Here is an 18,016-nt window from a genome sequence, read left to right as displayed (position 1 = left end):
CCGTGGAAGCTGAGTTCAAGGAACGATGGGGGGATAGCTTCGCTAGTGTGTCGGCATGATCTGCATCGACAACGATACCGCCATCGAAATAAAAAAACGCACCAATCACTTTTTTATCGCTTTAATGCGGGATAATTCATAGTTTGAAATGGTAAACTCAATGAACGTCTTTACTCCATGGTCCCGTACCCATTCAAAATGTTTTTTCGCGTCATCGTCATTCTTATTGGCTAGACATTCGAGTCCAAGGTAGCAGTGCAGTTGAGTCAACTCGCCACTGCTGAGTGCAGTTTTCATCATCTGCGCTTTTTTCATTCTTCCATTCAAGTATTGAACAAATTCGTAAGGCCATTCAGCTGCCACACTATTGCTAAGTTCCCGGAATTGTTCAGCATCAATCTGTTGATCCAAGATACGAGCCGACAGGTAGCCCATGATTGCTGCATGTCCCGCCTCAGGGTCAACTTCATATGCTTTGAGAAAAGCGTCCAGAGCGTCGGGTGATCGCTGTATCAGCAGAGCTGATCCGAGCAGTGAATGTGGCATCGAGCCAGTATCGCCAAGTTCAATAGATTTCCTGAAGTCGACGATGGCTTTCTCATTTTCCTTCAAGGCAAGCCAGGTATGGCCACGTCTCGTATAGGCAGAAGAGCCATCTGGACGTTGACGTATGACTTCTGAAAAATCAGCGACGGATTTTTCATACTCCTGCTTCCCATGCCAGACCAATCCACGACCAGACAAGGCTTCAGCAGTTCCCGGGGCCAGCTTTAATGCTTCGTCAAAATCTGAGAGAGCTCGATCAGATTCCCCTTCGTTGAAATACGCCCAGCCTCGTGCTTGGTAAGTCAGTGAGTTTTTTTGGTCATATTTTAGTGACTTGTTGTAGCCTTCTATCGATTCCTCAAACTCAAACGTAGCATACGATAAATCAGCCATCAGCTTATAGGCTTGAGCATTCTCGGGATCTACCTTTAACACCTGTCTGCATTCTTTATCAGCGAGATCAGTTCGACCAAGATTGTTCCAGGTAGACGCACGTCCGAGTATCAGTCTTACATTATCTGGCTGCTTGACAAGAAGCGTGTTCAAGTAGTCGATAGCAGATTGATCTGCAGACAGCACGCAACTTCGGTTGACCCAGCCCAATTGACCATTATTGATTCTCAATGTTCCCGCTTGTACTTCCTGAACAACGGCTGGCTGACCGGGCCATCCGTCACCAATCTCTTTGCCGTCCGATACTAATTTGGTGTCCTGGCTGACAATCACAAGGTCGCCGGGTTTAAACTCAGCGGCGAAAGCGTTATTCGAGACGCAAATAAGAAGGCATGACAGTCCTGTTGTGAATAACCAAACCATGCAGGAATAAGCTTTCATTTGAAACACTCCGACTATAGGCGGCAAGTTCTTCTGTATTTCGCGACACTACCAACTCACCATCCGCGGCACGGACGCCTTTTGCTTCAACGTCTCCATCACCTGCGGACTCGCGGTGTTGCATTGGTTGCTGGGGGTTGAGCCGAGGGTGAGTCTGAGGAAGTGTTCGGTTTCTTTGTCGAGTTGTTTGTGAAGCTGGAACTCGCCTGCAACCAGTGAGGCGGCGAGGGTGCCGTCGAGGTAGGCGAGTTTGTTGTTGGTGGTGGCGGGGAGGCGGGGGTGGTCGTCGAGGATGCCGACGAGGTTTAAGGGGTCGGCTGCAGAGAGGGTGATGAGCTCGGGGGTGGGTGACATTTCGTCGCGGATTTCTCTTAAGCGGGTGACGGCGTCGGGGAGGGCGAATTGTTCGCCGGCGACCCCTTTGATGAAGCGTCCGCCGCGGATTTCGCCGCGGGCTTCCATGCGCCGGTAGGTGGAGACGAGTTGCCACCAGGGTGGGGCGCCTTGTTCGCGTTGGAGGAGGTCTTTGAAGATGACGCCCCAGCGCCGCAGGAGCTGCCAGGCCCATTGTTCGAGGGTGGTGGGTGCCCAGCCTTCGTTGCAGTCGAGCGTTAACAATGACCAGCGGCCGGTGGAGCCGGAGATGTGTCGTTGGCGTTGGCGGACGACCTTGGGAAGCTTCTTGTTGTCGTCGGACGTGAGTTGGCCGATGAGGCCTCGCAGGCCGGAGAAGCCGTCGGAGGTGACGATGCCTCTCGATACGAGTTCGCCCAGGCATTCGGTCATTTGTGAGGGGAGGAGTTGCATGGTGGACTGGAGGTCGGTCGCGAAGCTGGCCCCTTTTTCGGTGAGGAGTTCGACGGCTTGTTGGGCGGGGGAGGTGAGGTCGTCGGTGTCTCTCTCGGGGGCGGCGGTGCAGAGCCAGGGGAGGTCTTCACGCAGGAAGAGGCTGATGGGGGCGAACTTGGAGATCGCGGCCATCGGACGGGCTTTGCGTTCCGTGTGGTTGGGGGGGAAGAGGCGGGCCCAGCTGACTTCGCCGGTGAAGCAGAGTTCGTCGAGCCATTCGCGCTTGTAGCCTTCGACACGGGATGTGAGGACTTCCGGTTCCCACGCGGCGGCCTGGATGTCGATCCCCTGCAGTTGGGCGATGGTTTCGAAGAGGCCGTTGGCGTGTTGTTTGTGGTAGCCGGGGAGGAGGCCCTGGTGGCGGGTGAGGTAGCGGATGAAGGTGGGGACGCTGACGGGTTCGATTTGTTGACGGAGACCGTCGACGGTGAGTCGGTGGATACGGGCGAGGAGGCGTCGGTGGCACCAGTCGGGGGGGGATGGTAATTCGGAATTCGGAATTCGGAATTCGTTGGAAGAAGGGGAGGTCGATTCGTTGGTGTGTGGATGCAATGAGTGTTCGGCACTGGCATAGCCAGTGGCACCCGGCGCTAGGGGGGAAGTCGTGCCATGCTCACAGCTTTGAGTGAGCATGTTTGTGCGCGGTTGAGAATCGAGTGGCGTTTGATTTTCCTGTGCGCAGCTGCATGCTTGCTCGGAGCCGCAAGCATGGCACGGGGAATGGGAGTCGAATTGCGCGGGGGAGGTTGCAAGGCCACGAAGCGGCTCGGGCGGAGCCTCGCCCTCCCGGGGGAGTGGATTTCGGAAGCGGCCGCGGATGATGATACCTTCGCCTTCGAGGGCTTCTAGGCAGGCGAAGGTTTGTTCGGGGCGGAGGTGGCAGCGGAGGGCGACTTCTTCGGCGGTGAGGGGGCCTGCGAGTTCCATGAGGCCGCGGATCATGGCGAGTTTGGCGGCGAGGGGGTCCCAGTCTTGTTTGACGGTGGGCGGGATGGTGAGTGGCGGGTTGATGGTGGCGTTGGGGTGGATCGCGAGGAAGGCGGGGAGGCGTTCGGCGGGGGTGAGGAAGCGGGGAGGCGCTAGGCGTTGGGCGCTAGGCGCTAGGGGGGAAGATGGTGTGCCATGCTCACAGCTTTGGGTGAGCATGTGAGTGCGCGGTTGAGGTTGTAATGACGTTTGATTTTCTTGTGCGCAGCTGCATGCTTGCTCGGAGCCGCAAGCATGGCACGGGGAGTGGGCGTCGAATTGCGCGGGGGAGGTTGCAAGGTCACGCAGCGGCTCGGGCGGAGCCTCGCCCTCCCGGGGGAGAAGAGTGGCGATGGTTGCTCGGCTGGAATTGATGAGGGAGGTGATGAAGGGTTTCCAGGGGGTGAGTTCTTCCAGGGGGACGGCGATTCTTCCTAAGAGGAGGTCGTGGAGTTCGTCTTCGTTTCTTATTTTGGGTTGGGCTTCGGTGATGACGGTTTGGATGGCGAGGGGGTCGAGGGTAGTCAGGTCGGTCATCGAGTCGGGGTCGAAGGTGCGGCGTTGTTGGACGGCGCGGGCACGACGGTCCTGGATCTCGCCGCCGTCGAGGAAGGCGTAGGGGTTGGCGTTGAGGAGTTCATAGCTGAAGGGGGAGGGCTCGCGGGTGTCTCGGGCGATCATAGTGATTTCGCCCGACTCGATTTTGCGGAGGACCTCGATGATGCCGGGGAGGTCGAAGGCTTCTTCCATGCAGTCCTGCATCGTCTGTTTGACGAGCGGGTGGTCGGGAATTTCGTGATCGCCGGTGTGTTCTTCCTGGCAGCCTGTGAGCTTGGGGAAGACTGACGTCAGGAGGTCATCGGCGCGGAAGCGCTGGAGTGATGGTGGGACTTTCTTGCCGTTGCGTCGACGTTCGACGAGCAGGCTGTTGGCGACGATCCAGCGCCAGCGGACCTGAAAGGTCGGGACGTAGATGACGGCTTGTTCCAGCATGTTGTAGACGTTGGCGGGGGTCAGCATCGGGAACAGGGATTCGAGCGGGAAGCTGTGCTGAGGGCCGAGGGTGAGGATGAAGCCATCGTCGTCGGCGGTTGCCTGGAGTTCGAAATCGAACGAGCGGCAGAAGCGTTTGCGCATCGCGAGCCCCCAGCCTCGGGTGATGCGACCGCCGAAGGGGGCGTGGACGACGATCTGCATTCCGCCCGATTCGTCGAAGAAACGTTCGAAGACGATGCGTTTTTGTGAAGGGACGACGCCGAGGGAGGCATGTTGAGCGGCAATGTAGTGGAGGGCCTGGAGGGAGAGGTCGGGGGTGGCGCCGCATTCGAGGGAGAGGTCGTCGGCGAGGGTGGCGAAGGAGAGAGGGCTTAGGGCTTGGGGTTTAGGGCTTGCGGGAGAAGGCGCTAGGCGTTGGGCGTTAGGCGCTAGGGGGGAAGATTGTGTGCCATGCTCACAGCTTTGGGTGAGCATGTGAGCGCGCGGTTGAGGGTCGAGTGACGTTTGATTCTGTTGTGCACAGTTGCATGCTTGCTCGGAGCCGCAAGCATGGCACGGGGAAGTCAGAGTTGAGGACACGACAACTGAGGAAAAATTGGGCGCGTATGGTGACGCTTCTTGTGAGCTTTGCTCACCCAACCGTTCTTGTCGAACGGATGGGCCACCCGATCTCATGACTTCGATGATGCGTTGTTCGAGGTCTTCGCGTAGGGAGGAGACTTCTTCGGAGAGTTCGAGGGTGCGGCCGGGGGCTTCGCCTCGCCAGAAGGGGATGGAAGGGGGTTGGCCTTTGGCGTCGGCGACGACGAGGTCGTTGCCTCGCAGGCCCTGGATGCGCCAGCTGGTGTTGCCCAGGAGGAAGATGTCGCCCGCCATGCTTTCGACGGCGAAATCTTCATCGACGGAGCCGACGACGACTTTGCCGTCCCCTTCGTCAACGACGACTCGATAGGAGCCGATTTCGGGGATGGCGCCGGCGTTGTTGATGGCGATGAGCCTTGCGGCTTTGCGGGCGCGGAGTTTCTTGTTGACGTGATCGTGGTGGAGGAACGTCTGTGAGCGGCCGGCATCTTCGGTGAGCCCTTCGCTGAGGATCTTGATGATGTTGTCGAATTCTTCGCGCGTGAGGTCTTTATAGGAATCAGCGGAGCGACAGAGGTTGAAGAGTTCGTCGGTGTTCCATTCGCTGGTCGAGACTTCGGCGACGATCTGTTGCTGGAGGACGTCGAGGGGTTTGTTGCGGATCTGGATGGAGTCGAGCTTGCCAGTGCGGACGGCTCGGATGAGGGCCATCGCTTCGATGAGTTCATCGCGCGTGAGGGCGAGGAGGCGTCCTTTCGGGACCAGTCCCAGGGCGTGACCGGAACGGCCGATGCGCTGCAGGAAGGAGGCGATCGCGCGGGGGGAGCCGATCTGGATGACGAGGTCTATGTAGCCGATGTCGATCCCCATTTCCAGGGACGACGTCGCGACGACGGCTTTGAGTTGACCGGCCTTGAGACGCTGTTCGGCGGAGTGTCGGATTTCGTAGGAGAGGGAGCCGTGGTGTGAACTGACGGCGTCTTCGCCGAGCATCACGGTCAGCTGGTGGCTGATGCGTTCGGCCATGCGTCGGGTGTTGACGAAGATGAGTGTGCTGCGGTGTGAGTTGACGAGGTCGACGATCTGTTCGTAGCACTCGGCCCACTGGTCGTTGGAGCAGACGGCGGACAGTTCGGACTTGGGGGTGAAGATCTGCAGATCGAGGGTTCGCTGATGGCCGATGTTGATGATGGAGCAGGCGCTAGACGTTAGGCGCTGGGCGCTAGGGTCAGAAGAAGGGGTTTGTGAGATTGATTTTGTGCCATGCTCACAGCTTTGGGTGAGCATGTGAGTGCGAGGTTGAGGTTCAAGAGATGCTAGGCTCTCTTGTGCGCAGTTGCATGCTTGCTCGGAGCCGCAAGCATGGCACGGGGAGTGGGCGTCGAATTGCGCGGGGGAGGTTGCAAGGTCACGTAGCGGCTCGGACGGAGCCTCGCCCTCCCGGTTCGTTTCTAATTTTGAATTTCCAATTTCCTCTGCTTGATCGAAGAGCGTGCGTTGATTTGGCGAACGACGCGTGACGACTTTTGGGCGTCGACTTGTCGGGTTGCCCATTAAGAAACTGGCGACTCGTTCTAAGGGTTTTTGGGTGGCGGAGAGGCCGATGCGTTGGAGGGGGGTGTCGGTGAGGTGTTCGAGGCGTTCGAGGGTGAGGGCGAGGTGGCTGCCTCGTTTGTCTTTGGTGAGGGCGTGGATTTCGTCGACGATGACGGTTTCGACGTGGCGCATGTTCTTTCGGCTCTGCTCGGACGTGAGCATGAGGAAGAGGGATTCGGGAGTGGTGACGAGGATGTGGGGTGGCTTCTTCGTCAGCTTGGTCCGTTCATGCGAGGAGGTGTCGCCGGTGCGGAGGCCGATGGTGATGGGCTTGAGGTTGTAGCCGAGGTCTTTGGCGGTCTGGGTGATTTCTTCGAGGGGGCGGATCAGGTTTTTGTGCATGTCGTTGGACAGCGCGCGGAGGGGCGAGATGTAGACGATCTGCAGGTGAGATTCGAGGGTGCCTTCCAGTTGAGCGCGGAGGAGTCGGTCGATGAGCGCGAGGAAGGCGGTGAGGGTTTTTCCGGAGCCGGTCGGGGCGGCGACGAGAACGCTCTCACGAGCAGCGATCAGGGGCCAGCTTTGGATTTGCGGGTCGGTCGGGCCAGCGAAGCGGGAGGTGAACCAGGATTGGATGATGGGGTGGAAGGGGGAGAGGGGGCTTGGGGGAGAAGGCGCTAGGCGTTGGGCGTTAGGCGCTAGGGGGGAAGATGGTGTGCGATGCTCACAGTTTTGGGTGAGCATGTGAGGGCGCGGTTGAGGGTCGAGTGGCGTTTGATTTTCTTGTGCGCAGCTGCATGCTTGCTCGGAGCCGCAAGCATGGCACGGGGAGGGGAGGGGAGTCGATACGTTGGTGTGGGGATGCAATGTGGGATCGGCACTGGCGGAGCCAGTGGCACTCGAGTGCTTTTGGGGAGTCTTGGAGATCATGGGCCTGGTCCTTGGCGGGCACGGGCGTGAGGCCTGGGGTGCCGTTTACTGCACAGACGGGAATGTCTGTGCTCCGGGAGCACGGGAATGTCTGTGAATCTGTCGCGGGAGAGAATTGTCGATTTTACAAAATCGTGACGAGTGTTCACAGGGGAGTCTGGGGAAATGGGGAATTGGTCTCGTCGCGATCAAGGGGTTTCTGATAGGGTGCGATCGAAATTCGATGTCCGTAGGACTTTTGCGCCTCAAGGATTGGGCGTTTGAGCGGGCATGAAAACGTGTTTTTGAATTGAAGACACAGGGGGTTCATACCCCCCGCTCGCCTGGGAGACATGATGTCGTCGGCTGCGTTGCCAACTTGTAAGACCCCGATTCACTGGCTGGGAGAAACGACTCTCAAGCTGGTTTGTGGCGTGGGAGATCTGGCGATCTTCTCGCTGGGGATGTTGCAGTGGTTTTTCCTGCGTGGAATTCCTCCCGGGGTGCTGTGGACCAACATGTACCGGATCGGGGTGCAGAGTCTGCCGGTCATTATTGTGACGGGGGCATTCATTGGCATGGTGCTCGCAGTTCAAACCTATGACCAATTGCGTGTCATGGGGATCGAGACCCGGATTGGGTCCATCGTCAATATTTCGCTGCTCAAAGAGCTTGGTCCTGTTCTCGCGGCAACCATGCTCGCGGGGCGGGTTGGTAGTGCGATCGCTGCGGAACTCGGGACGATGCGCGTGACTGAGCAGATCGATGCGTTAACGGCACTCGGGGCGAACCCGGTTCATTATCTGGTTGTGCCGCGGTTCCTGGCGTGTGTGACGCTGATTCCTGCCCTGACGCTGGTGGCGGACGGGATGGGGATCCTCGCGGGCTGGCAGTTCTCGACGCATGTCCTGGGGATCAACAGTTTCCACTACTGGCATCACTCCTACACCTACATCGGCTTGTGGGACGTCTTCACGGGCGTCTTCAAGAGCATTTTCTTCGGCGGCTCGATTGCCATCGTCGCCTGTCACCGCGGCTTTCACAGCGATGCGGGGGCAGAAGGGGTCGGCAAGGCTGCGACGGAAAGTTTCGTCTACTCGTTTGTCCTGATTCTCATGATCGATTTCCTCGCCGGGGTCTTTCTGTCTGAGCTTTATCTGCTGTTGTTCGGGCATCAGTCTTCTTTTATTTAGGCTTCATTCCTGTAAGAAGAGAGAAGAGATGTTGGAACGCAGAGATCGCGGAGGGGAGCGGAGGTCGCGGAGGAGAATGAGATGGAAGTGAATGAGATTACGGAGAGGATTATTGAGTGTTCGATTAAAGTGCATCGGGTGTTAGGGCCTGGGCTGCTGGAGTCGACTTACCAGACCTGTTTGATTCATGAGTTGACCAAACTCGGACTTCAGGTTCGAGACAATATTTATGTTCCGGTTGTGTATGACGGAATCACCATCGAAGAAGGTTATCGATTGGATGTTATTGTCGAAGAGACCGTGATCGTAGAACTGAAAGCCGTCGAGAAGATTCATCCAGTGCACGAAGCCCAGTTACTTTCATATCTCAAATTGAGTGACAAAAGGGTCGGGCTTCTCATCAACTTCAACGTGACCTTATTGAAAGACGGAATCAAACGAATCGTCAACAAATATCAGTCCTAGAAACTCTGCGACCTCTGCTCCACTCTGTTATCTCTGCGTTCCAACAAATTCTTTATGTCCAACATCGCACCCATCATTGAGCTTCAGCAGATTTCCAAGGGGTTTGGGAAGTCGATGATTTTGCGCGATATTTCGATCTCGGTTTGTCCGGGGGAGACTGTCGTTTTGATTGGGGAGAGTGGGTGTGGGAAGTCGTTGACGACGAAGATGATGGCGGGGTTGATGAAGCCGAGTGTTGGGACGGTGTTCTGGAATGGTGTTGATGTCGAGACGATGTCCGAACTCGAACGATCGCAGGAGCGGTTGCGGATTGGGTATCTGTTTCAGAGTGGGGCGCTGTTTGATTCGTTGACGGTTTATGACAATGTCGCGTTTGGGTTGAAGCAGAATTCGAGTCTGCCGGACGAGAAGATCAAAGAGATCGTTTATCAGCGGATTCATGATATTGGACTTCGTCCGGAGGTCTGTAAGAAGATGCCTTCGGAGCTCTCGGGCGGGATGAGGAAGCGGATTGCGTTGGCGCGGGCGCTTGCACTTATGCCGGAGGTCATTTTGTATGACGAGCCGACGACGGGTCTGGACCCGATCATGACGGACGTCATCAATGAACTCATTTTGCAGACACGTGATAAGAACAAAGTGACGAGCATTGTAGTCACGCATGAGATGTCGACTGTTCGCAAAGTCGCGGATCGTGTGGTGATGCTGTATCCGTTATCGCGACTCAAGCCGGGGGAGCCTCAGATCATTTTTGAGGGGACGCCGGAAGAAGCGTTTGCGTCGGAAGATCTTCGGGTCTCGAGCTTCGTGCATGGAGATGCGTCGAAGCGGATCGAGGAGCTGTTCGCGGCGTGACCGGATAAGACTGGAGCGCAGAGTTCGCGGAGGGGTGCAGAGGTAACAGAGTCAGAATTTTATTGAATTAAGTAGACATTGAGAACGACTGGCTATGAGGACATTGAACGACAGATCGATGACGCGAATTGAAAGCCAATCAGCGGGGAGAAGCCCGTTTGAGACTGGCTTTGAAAACTCTGCGCTCTCTGCTCAACTCAGCGTCCTCTGCGTTCCAGTCTCGGTCTTCGGTGGCCAAAAGGAATTGAACCATGTCTGAAACACAACTTCAGTTTCGAGTCGGGTTGCTGGTGCTCGGGGCGACTGCGATTGCTGTGCTGCTGACGTTTCAGTTCGGCGGGTTACAGCGTTATTTCCAGCCGCGGTATACGATCGCGGTCCATTTTGAGGATGCGCCGGGACTGGTCAAAGGGACGCCGGTGCGGATGAATGGGCTGCCGATTGGATCGGTCAGTCAGGTCAGCCTGGATGATCGACGCGGTGGCGTTCTGGCGATGCTGGAGATTCATCAGGATCGTAAGTTGCGCAAGGACTCCAAGCCTCAACTGAGCCGATCTATTCTGGGGGATGCCGCGGTGGAATTCAGTCCGGGGATTTCGCCGGAGATAATTCGGCCGGGTGAACTGCTGACGGGGAGCCCGCCGAGTGATCCGCTGGAAATCGTCAATCGCATGGAGAAGCAAGTCGGGAAGGCTCTTGAAAGCCTGACCGCGACGAGTGATGAATGGCAGAAAGTGGCGGGCAATATCAATCGTCTTGTGCAGACGAAAGAGGGGAGCCTGGATGATGTGATCGAGAAGACGGCGACGGCGCTGGCGGCCCTCACGTCGACACTGGGGACAGCGCAGGCGACGTTCAATCAGGCGAATGCGGTCATTGCGGATCCGAAGATGCTCGCCAATATTCAGAAGACGGTGGAGGCGGTGCCGCTGCTGGTGATGGAGGCTCGTCAGACGGTTTCGGATACGCGGGCGGCGATCAACGAAACGCGGATGGCGATCGACATTATGAAAGCAGGGCTGGTCAATGTTAAAGATGCCACGCAACCGATGGCTGATAATTCAAAGCAACTGGTGACCAAGCTGGATCAGTCACTGACTCAATTCAACAGCTCGCTGACAACACTGCAGGAAGTCCTGAAGGATGCGGATGTCATCTCGACGATGCTGGCGGAAGAAGACGGGACGTTCAAGCGACTGGCGACCGATCCCCAGCTGTATGCGAATCTGAACAACTCGACGGCTGCGATTGCCGTGCTGATGACGAAGCTCGATTTCATCCTGCGGGACGTTCGCGTGTTCACGGATAAGGTCGCTCGACATCCGGAGGTTCTGGGTGTAGGCGGGGCTTTGAGAGGCAGTTCGGGTCTAAAAGACGAAAACGAAGGCTTGCCCGCCAGTTCGAATGGAACGGTCCGCGAGACCGGATATGAGACGAAAAAGCCGATCGGATTGCCACGGTTCCAGCCGTAAAATGTTGGGGGATCGTCGCACATTTTTGCCGGGAAGCAACCTGCGTATTGGCGGGAATGGTCGAACCACATATGATTGAACGTTCAATTCAGCGTTTTCTTGTTTGCAACAGCAATCGGCTAAACAGTTATGGGCATTTCCAGTCGCGACTACTATCGTGACCAACCAACGCGCGGTGGCGGATTTGGGTATTCCGGAACTTTCGGAATGACCAATGTCGTGAAATGGATCATCATCGCGAACATTGCGGTTTTCGTGCTGCAGTTGATGCTCACCAAATATGATGGTCGTGGAAGACCAGTTGGTAGCTTTGTTGACGACTGGTTTGCGCTCGATCCTGTCTCGACGATCTATTACGGCCAGGTGTGGCGAGTTTTGACCTATGCCTTCCTGCATGATGTCGGTTCGCTGATGCATCTGTTTTTCAATATGCTGTTTTTCTGGTTCTGTGGCCGTGAACTGGAACAGATTTATGGGAGTCGAGAGTTTCTCTGGTTCTACCTGACGTCTGCGGTGACGGGCGGTCTGATGTTCCTGTTCTTCTCGCTTTACTTTCACGACGCGACGCCGGCGATTGGTGCCTCGGGGGCCGTCATGGCGACTGTGATGCTTTATGCCTGCCATTTCCCAAATCAGCTGATTTATATTTTCTGGGGGATGTTTCCTGTGCCCGTTTGGGCGCTGGCTGCGTTTTATGTCGCGACGGATGTGTTTCCACTCATTCACCAGATCAGGTCTGGACAGACGATGGATTCAGTCGCGCATACCGCTCACCTGGGCGGATTCGCGTTTGGGTTTCTCTACTACCAGAATCAGTGGCGGGTCAGTCCCTGGATCAGTTGGATCGAGGACTGGATACCGCAGTCACGTTCGAAGTCGTCACGGCCGCGTCCACGTCCACGGACGGTGATTCAATTCCCGGATGCGAAGACGGCCCGGACGCCGGCGCGGGATTCGAAGCTGAAGGTCTTTCATGGTGAGGACGATGTCCAAACCGCGACAGCGACGGTGTCCAGTCCCAAGCTCAAACTGGATGAGCAGGTCGATCAGATCCTGCGTAAGATTAAAGAGCATGGAGAATCCAGCCTGACGGATGAAGAACGCAGCGTCATGAATCAGGCGGCGGAAGAATATAAGCGGAAGAAGAAGTCGTAGGGTGATTGCCTTGTCGGGTCTGCTGTGCGGACCGTCAATTCGCAGACGAAGCGATTGGGGATTCAACCTGATCTCTCGGTGGTTATTAACGCGAAACTAGAGTTGAGTGTCGATTAACGGTCCGCATAGCGGACCCTACATTTTATGCAGAAACTGGCTCGAGAGTTTGCGCAGGAGGTCGTCCGTCGGTTGGTGGATACGGGGTATGTTGCGCTGTGGGCGGGCGGGTGTGTGCGTGATTTTCTGATGGGGAATGAGCCGAGTGATTATGACGTCGCGACGACGGCGACGCCTGAGCAGGTGAGGGAGTTATTCGGGTTCAAGCAGACGGTTGCAGTCGGTGCGAGTTTTGGGGTGATCATTGTTGTCGGCCCTCGGCAATCGAATGGAGAAAAGCCGATTCAGGTGGAGGTTGCGACGTTTCGTCGTGAAGGGGAATACACGGACGGTCGTCGACCTGATCGCGTGGAATTCTGCACGCCGGAAGAGGATGCCCAGCGCAGGGATTTTACGATCAATGCGATGTTTTATGATCCGCTCGCCCGGACGGTGCATGACTATGTCGGCGGGCAGGTCGATCTTGAGAAGAGAGTCATTCGGGCGGTCGGGGTTCCTGCACGTCGGATGGAGGAGGACAAGCTGCGTTTATTGAGAGCCGTGCGGTTTACGGCTCGGTTTGGGTTCGATCTCGAAGAGGAGACGCAGCAGGCGATTCGCGGCATGGCGGATCAGATTTTGATTGTCAGCTGGGAGCGGATAGCCGATGAGTTTCGCAAGATGCTCAAACATCCAACGAGAGCAACCGCGATTGAGCTGGCAACGAATGTCGGGTTGTTAGCGAAGGTGCTGCCCGAGTTGCAGACCTTGATGCAGCATGAGAATGTCTGGCGGAGCGTGTTACTTAGCCTGTCGCTGCTGGAGATGAGTTCGTTCGAACTGTCGATGGCGATGCTGCTGGAGCCGATGTTCGATGGGGACGAGCGGTTGTTGATCGAGCGGGGAGAAGTGGTCTGTCGTCGGATGAAACTATCGAATGAGGAGACGGCGCGAATCCTGTGGCTGTTGAGTCATCGAACAGAGTTAAGCGAAGCATCGACGTTGCCACTGCGAGTGCTCAAGCCGTTGTTGGCACATCGCGATGCGGGGATGCTCATCGAGTGGACGCGTGTTCGAGAGACGTCTTCTGGAGTAGCGGCACAAGCGACGTATTGTCGGGAGTATCTGGAAAAGACGCCCAGAGAGGTGCTTGATCCTGTGCCTCTGTTGACGGGGGCAGATTTGATACAGCGCGGCTTGAAGCCGGGGAAGCAGTTTGCGGTCTTACTGAATGAAGTTCGGGCTCTTCAGTTGGATGAGAAACTTACTACGCGAGATGAAGCAGTTGGACTTCTCGATTCTAGAGTGCAATAAGAATCCGCGGAGAAGTCGCTCCGCGGACTGTTTGCCTCTGCAGGCTTACAAACCTGGTGCTGATCGAGCCTTCATTGGCTTCATGGGTGGTTTGGGTTTCAGTTGCACCTCTCGACTTGTGGGGTCAGCTCCGCCCCGCATGTAACGGATCGTCATCGCTTCCTGGTATTGGTCTGTGCCAGGCATCGCCATGCTCATCGTGAAGAGCATTTCGTCTTTGCTGACGTATTTCTGAGTCATCTTCATGTTCATGATGCCGAGGGGGCAGGGGGCATTGCCGGTGGAGGTCATTGTCTTGGTGGCTTCGTCGTAGACACCCTCGGTGGTCATGACGGAGGTGCTCATGTTGTCGACCCAGGTGCCGGTGTATTTGCCAGAGTTCTTGTCAAAGCCTGTCATGCCAATGCCATTGAAGGGTTGGCCCATCATATTGGCTGTGAATTGTTCCTGGACGAAACGGCCGTCAAGAAGAGACGTAACGATGGATTTGCCCTTGAACGCTTCTTTCTTGCCATCGGGCATGGTGTGGCTGCATTCGCAAGTCCATTCGCCGACCATGCTCTGGAGAAGTTTGTGTTGAGGAACTGTTTTCGCAGCTTCCTCCATGAGTTTGTTCATCGCCTCCGGCGTTAACGTCGATGGATCGACGGGTGGCTTGTCCTGTGCCAATGCAGGAACTGCCAGTAGACCGAGAACGAAAAGTGTGACTGCTAGGCGAAACGACTTCATGGGACCTGCTCCTTGAGAGATACTCATCGTTGAGAGAAAAAAGATTGAGAGAATCAGGAGGCGACAATGCGAGCGCATTGGGACGACATGTTTTGTCGCTTGAGACTACGCGGTTTCGACATCAAGTTCAAACTTCTTTACTAAACGAGCGAGAGTTTCTTTGACCAGCGGGCCCATCTTGGGGTGTTCCGGCTCAAAAGAAGCAGGTAGTCCGACTTCTACCAGTGTTTCTGAGCAGGTGGGACCGATAGACGCAATGGTCGTCTTTCGGGCAGCCTGCAGGAAAGCTTCTCGAACGCCCATGCAATCTGCCACTTCGAGGACGTGATGGGCTTGCTGCGCGCTCGTGAAGAGGAGCGCATCGTACTCGCCGTTCATGGTACCTTGAATGGCGGCTTTGAGTGGCTCAATGTTCTCCGGCAGATCCCAGCGGTAAACCGGGACGGTGGTGAGTGTTGCTCCACGATCTTTCAAGGCAGCATACATTTCTGTGCTGGGCTTGCCGTATTCCTGAACGGCGACTGATTTGCCTGTCAGGTCGATCTGCTTTTCGTCGATCAGGGCGATGAGGTCGCGCCAGGTGTTCGGCTCGGGGACGCGGTGGTCAATGCGGCTGCCAAGTTTATTCAGGACAGCTGCTGGCTTGGGGCCGCGAACGATGATGAGCGTTTTCTGCCAGGCGTCGAGGATGGTTTCCTGGGGCCACTTGAGAGCGAGGACTTCGAGCAGGGCGGTGGTGCCGACGCCAGTCATGAAGATGGAGATGTCGATCTGTCCGGACGTCAGAGATTCGCCGTAGGTCAGTGCTTCGTGATTGGATTCGCGCGGGATTTCTCGCATGGAGGGAGCGATGAAGCAGTCTGCTCCCTGGCGTTCGATGAGGGATCGCATCTCTGAAGCACGACGGCTCTCAAAGCTGCAGAGGCGAGGTTTGGTCATGAGTGGTAAATTCTGGTAATGAGAGTCGAAAGGAAATCGAGTCATATCAATCACCATATGACTCAGCGGGTCTTCTTCCGAACGTGCCATGCTTGCGGCTTTGAGCAAGCGTGTTCTGAAGGCTCCAACGTCAAACGAAGCCGCATGCTCACCCAAAGCTGTGAGCATGGCACGACTGTTGTGACCGCGCTGGCTTAAATTGGGATTGGTATCACTCTCATCTTACGATATGGATCGAGAGGGATGCAAAGCGGGGCAACAAATAACGGCGGAAGAGAATCAAGAGAGGCGAGAGTGGTCGTCCAGCATGGACAGAAGCGGGGTGCACTGGTGTGCTTAAGCATTAGGCGTTGTGCTGTTTTTGTCAGCGTGTGGATGGATGACTGAAGGGTATGGGCGCTCGCCCGGAATATCCCACGAAGATATCACCGGCCATACCCCCAGTCAGTCCACACATCCCAGCCTGAATATCAGTTGTTCGGTTTGTGTTTTTGGTGACTTCTGATGAGTCTCGTTCACGAAAAGGATGAATTGCAAGGTGCGTGCCACATTGAGTCGCAAGTTGCCGAAATTTGCGCAAGTCTATGACAATTCGCTCGATACAACTTCGAAAAAAATATTGGAGACCTCTGAGACGGTGCCATTGCTTAAAAAACATGCTGAAATAGTAGGCAGGATTGTCTGTTCTTGCGACGAAAGGCGTCGGTCATCCACGTCTTTGATGGGAATTCCTGTCAGACAATTGACGTTCGCCTCGTCCTTGGGCACGATGGTGAGGTCGTTTCGGTTATTCGATGCCTGCGTTTTATTCAGGAGAGAGCCATGTCTGGTGAATCTGAGCGCTCTGAGATTCATGTCGATGAGGATTGGAAGTCCAAAGTGAAAGTAGAAGATGCAGCGTTTGACGAGCAGCTGCGTCAGGCGGAGTCTTCTGCAGAGAGCGATCCGTCGATGGGGACATTTCCTCCGGCGGACTTTGCAGGCCTCGTCATGATGCTGAGTACACAGGCGATGGTCGGCCTGGGGTTCGTGCCAATGCCCGGGCAGGATCAGCCGAGTAAGAATCTCGGGATGGCCAAGTACTTCATTGATCTTCTGGCGATGCTGGAAGACAAGACGAAAAACAAGCTCAGCAGGGAAGAGAACAACCTCTTGATTGAAACATTGCATCAGTTGCGGATGGGTTTCGTACAGGCCAGTCAGAATTGATATGGAATCGAGGATCCTTTGAAGTCGGATTTAACGGCGACGTTGATGGGGACCGGGACGAGTCATGGAGTTCCCATGCTCGGCTGTGATTGTGACGTGTGTTGTTCGGAGAATCCGAGGAACAAACGGACGCGAACGTCGCTGCTGCTGCGGAATCGCGAATTAACCTATGTCATCGATACACCACCGGATCTGCGCCAGCAGTTGTTGCTGGAGAAGGTCAAACGGGTCGATGCGGTCCTTTATACGCACGCGCATGCCGATCATATCTACGGCATGGATGATCTGAGGGCATACGGTCACTTTCAGGATGCTGCGATTCCCCTGTTCTGCGAAGCAAACGTTGCGAAGGTCTTGCGAGAATCGTTTCCCTATGCCTTCGCGGACGTCCCGGCTGGGACGCACGAAGGATGGCGACCACGAGTGAAACTGGAGCCGATTGTTCCTGGACCCGTCGAGATCCCTGGTTTGAAGATCAACGCGATTCGTTTGAAGCATGGCGGACTGGAGACGCTGGGGTATCGCGTGGGCGGATTTGCGTTTTGCACGGACGTGAACCGAATTCCCGAGGAAAGCTTTGCTCATCTGGAAAACCTGGATGACTTCGTCATTGATGCGTTGCGACATGAGTCGCATCCGACGCACTTCTCGGTGGCCGAAGCGTTGGACGTGGTCGCGAAGGTGAAGCCGAAGCGAGCCTGGCTGACGCATATCTCGCATGTGCTCGAGCATGAAGAGACGGACGAATCTTTGCCGCCGAATGTGCGGGTGGCGTTTGATGGGCTGACGATTCCGATTCGGATCTGATGACGAGACGGGATCACCACAAAGGCTCGAAGAACACAAAGATTCACAAAGTTAACTGAAATCAGAAAGTCAGAAGTTGTCACTTCCGAGTTGACTCTTCTCTTTGTGAAGCTTCGTGCTCTTTGAGACTTCGTGGTGAGCGATTATTTTTATTCGAAGGAAACAGCCTGTGGATCATGATCGCGCGTTTCAGACGTATTTACGTCTGGCTGTCGTCTCGCAGGAGAAGGGGCAGGTGCAGGGGCGGGATCGCTTTGTCCTGCTGGCGGCTGATGAGGCGGCCCATGCGGGGTTGCTCGATTTTTCCGAGCGGTTGAGGGACGTGTTGCTGTCGACGCAGCCCCGGCATTTATTGTCTCGATACGATTCGTATGCGATAGCGGCTCAAAGCGAAGAGTTGAAGCTGCTGGTGAAGCAGATGCGCCGGCTATGTGGAGTGGAAAAGGCCGAAGCGATTGTCGAGCGTCAACTCCCGCCCGCGGAAACGGAGCGCCTGCCTTATCGAGAATTGGTCGAGTCACTGGTTGTCAGCCTGGAGAAGCAGTAAGTTCGATGTCAAAACAT

At 55.9% G+C, this 18,016-nt stretch carries 13 protein-coding genes; 9 read left to right on the top strand and 4 right to left on the bottom strand.

Features of this window, described 5'->3' with window-relative positions; all coding sequences use genetic code 11:
* Positions 1 to 105: 105 nt before the first annotated feature.
* Positions 106 to 1,380 carry a tetratricopeptide repeat protein gene (locus SH248x_RS11920; RefSeq protein WP_459554496.1) on the bottom strand — a complete coding sequence of 425 codons (1,275 nt, stop codon included), beginning with the start codon at positions 1,378 to 1,380 and terminating at the stop codon, positions 106 to 108.
* 48 nt (positions 1,381 to 1,428) lie between these two features.
* Positions 1,429 to 7,053, bottom strand: a complete 5,625-nt coding sequence (locus tag SH248x_RS11915; RefSeq protein ID WP_459554495.1) for a DEAD/DEAH box helicase — start codon at positions 7,051 to 7,053, stop codon at positions 1,429 to 1,431.
* Between the two features lie 518 nt (positions 7,054 to 7,571).
* Between SH248x_RS11915 and SH248x_RS11910 the strand changes: the two genes are divergently transcribed.
* The 6 genes from SH248x_RS11910 to SH248x_RS11885 all read left to right on the top strand — a co-directional run bounded on the left by SH248x_RS11910 (position 7,572) and on the right by SH248x_RS11885 (position 13,768).
* Complete coding sequence (locus tag SH248x_RS11910; protein ID WP_459554494.1) at positions 7,572 to 8,411, top strand: MlaE family ABC transporter permease; 840 nt, start codon at positions 7,572 to 7,574, stop codon at positions 8,409 to 8,411.
* Positions 8,412 to 8,492: 81 nt separating this feature from the next.
* Positions 8,493 to 8,876 carry a GxxExxY protein gene (locus SH248x_RS11905; protein ID WP_459554493.1) on the top strand — a complete coding sequence of 128 codons (384 nt, stop codon included), beginning with the start codon at positions 8,493 to 8,495 and terminating at the stop codon, positions 8,874 to 8,876.
* 54 nt (positions 8,877 to 8,930) lie between these two features.
* Positions 8,931 to 9,731, top strand: a complete 801-nt coding sequence (locus SH248x_RS11900) for an ABC transporter ATP-binding protein (protein WP_459554492.1) — start codon at positions 8,931 to 8,933, stop codon at positions 9,729 to 9,731.
* Positions 9,732 to 9,982: 251 nt separating this feature from the next.
* Complete coding sequence (locus SH248x_RS11895; protein ID WP_459554491.1) at positions 9,983 to 11,203, top strand: MlaD family protein; 1,221 nt, start codon at positions 9,983 to 9,985, stop codon at positions 11,201 to 11,203.
* 207 nt (positions 11,204 to 11,410) lie between these two features.
* Entirely contained in the window at positions 11,411 to 12,358 is a 948-nt protein-coding gene (locus SH248x_RS11890; protein WP_459554490.1) for a rhomboid family intramembrane serine protease, read from the top strand.
* 144 nt (positions 12,359 to 12,502) lie between these two features.
* Positions 12,503 to 13,768: a CCA tRNA nucleotidyltransferase gene (locus tag SH248x_RS11885; protein WP_459554489.1), complete on the top strand. Its 1,266-nt coding sequence runs from the start codon at positions 12,503 to 12,505 to the stop codon at positions 13,766 to 13,768.
* 45 nt (positions 13,769 to 13,813) lie between these two features.
* On the opposite strand, the gene SH248x_RS11880 is transcribed toward SH248x_RS11885, so the two are convergent.
* Positions 13,814 to 14,497: a DUF1579 domain-containing protein gene (locus SH248x_RS11880; protein WP_459554488.1), complete on the bottom strand. Its 684-nt coding sequence runs from the start codon at positions 14,495 to 14,497 to the stop codon at positions 13,814 to 13,816.
* 105 nt (positions 14,498 to 14,602) lie between these two features.
* Positions 14,603 to 15,436: a uroporphyrinogen-III synthase gene (locus SH248x_RS11875; protein WP_459554487.1), complete on the bottom strand. Its 834-nt coding sequence runs from the start codon at positions 15,434 to 15,436 to the stop codon at positions 14,603 to 14,605.
* A gap of 822 nt (positions 15,437 to 16,258) precedes the next feature.
* On the opposite strand from SH248x_RS11875, the gene SH248x_RS11870 reads away from it, so the two are divergent.
* From SH248x_RS11870 to SH248x_RS11860, 3 genes are all read left to right on the top strand, one after another.
* Entirely contained in the window at positions 16,259 to 16,645 is a 387-nt protein-coding gene (locus SH248x_RS11870; protein ID WP_459554486.1) for a DUF1844 domain-containing protein, read from the top strand.
* Between the two features lie 75 nt (positions 16,646 to 16,720).
* A complete protein-coding gene (locus SH248x_RS11865; protein WP_459554485.1) occupies positions 16,721 to 17,452 on the top strand; it encodes an MBL fold metallo-hydrolase in 732 nt (243 codons plus the stop codon).
* Between the two features lie 169 nt (positions 17,453 to 17,621).
* A complete protein-coding gene (locus tag SH248x_RS11860) occupies positions 17,622 to 17,999 on the top strand; it encodes a hypothetical protein (protein WP_459554484.1) in 378 nt (125 codons plus the stop codon).
* Positions 18,000 to 18,016 lie beyond the last annotated feature (17 nt).

It is taken from the genome of Lacunimicrobium album (assembly GCF_052161635.1).
Classification (GTDB): Bacteria; Planctomycetota; Planctomycetia; order Planctomycetales; family Planctomycetaceae; genus SXPC01.
This window is presented reverse-complemented; position numbering and strand designations above follow the sequence as displayed.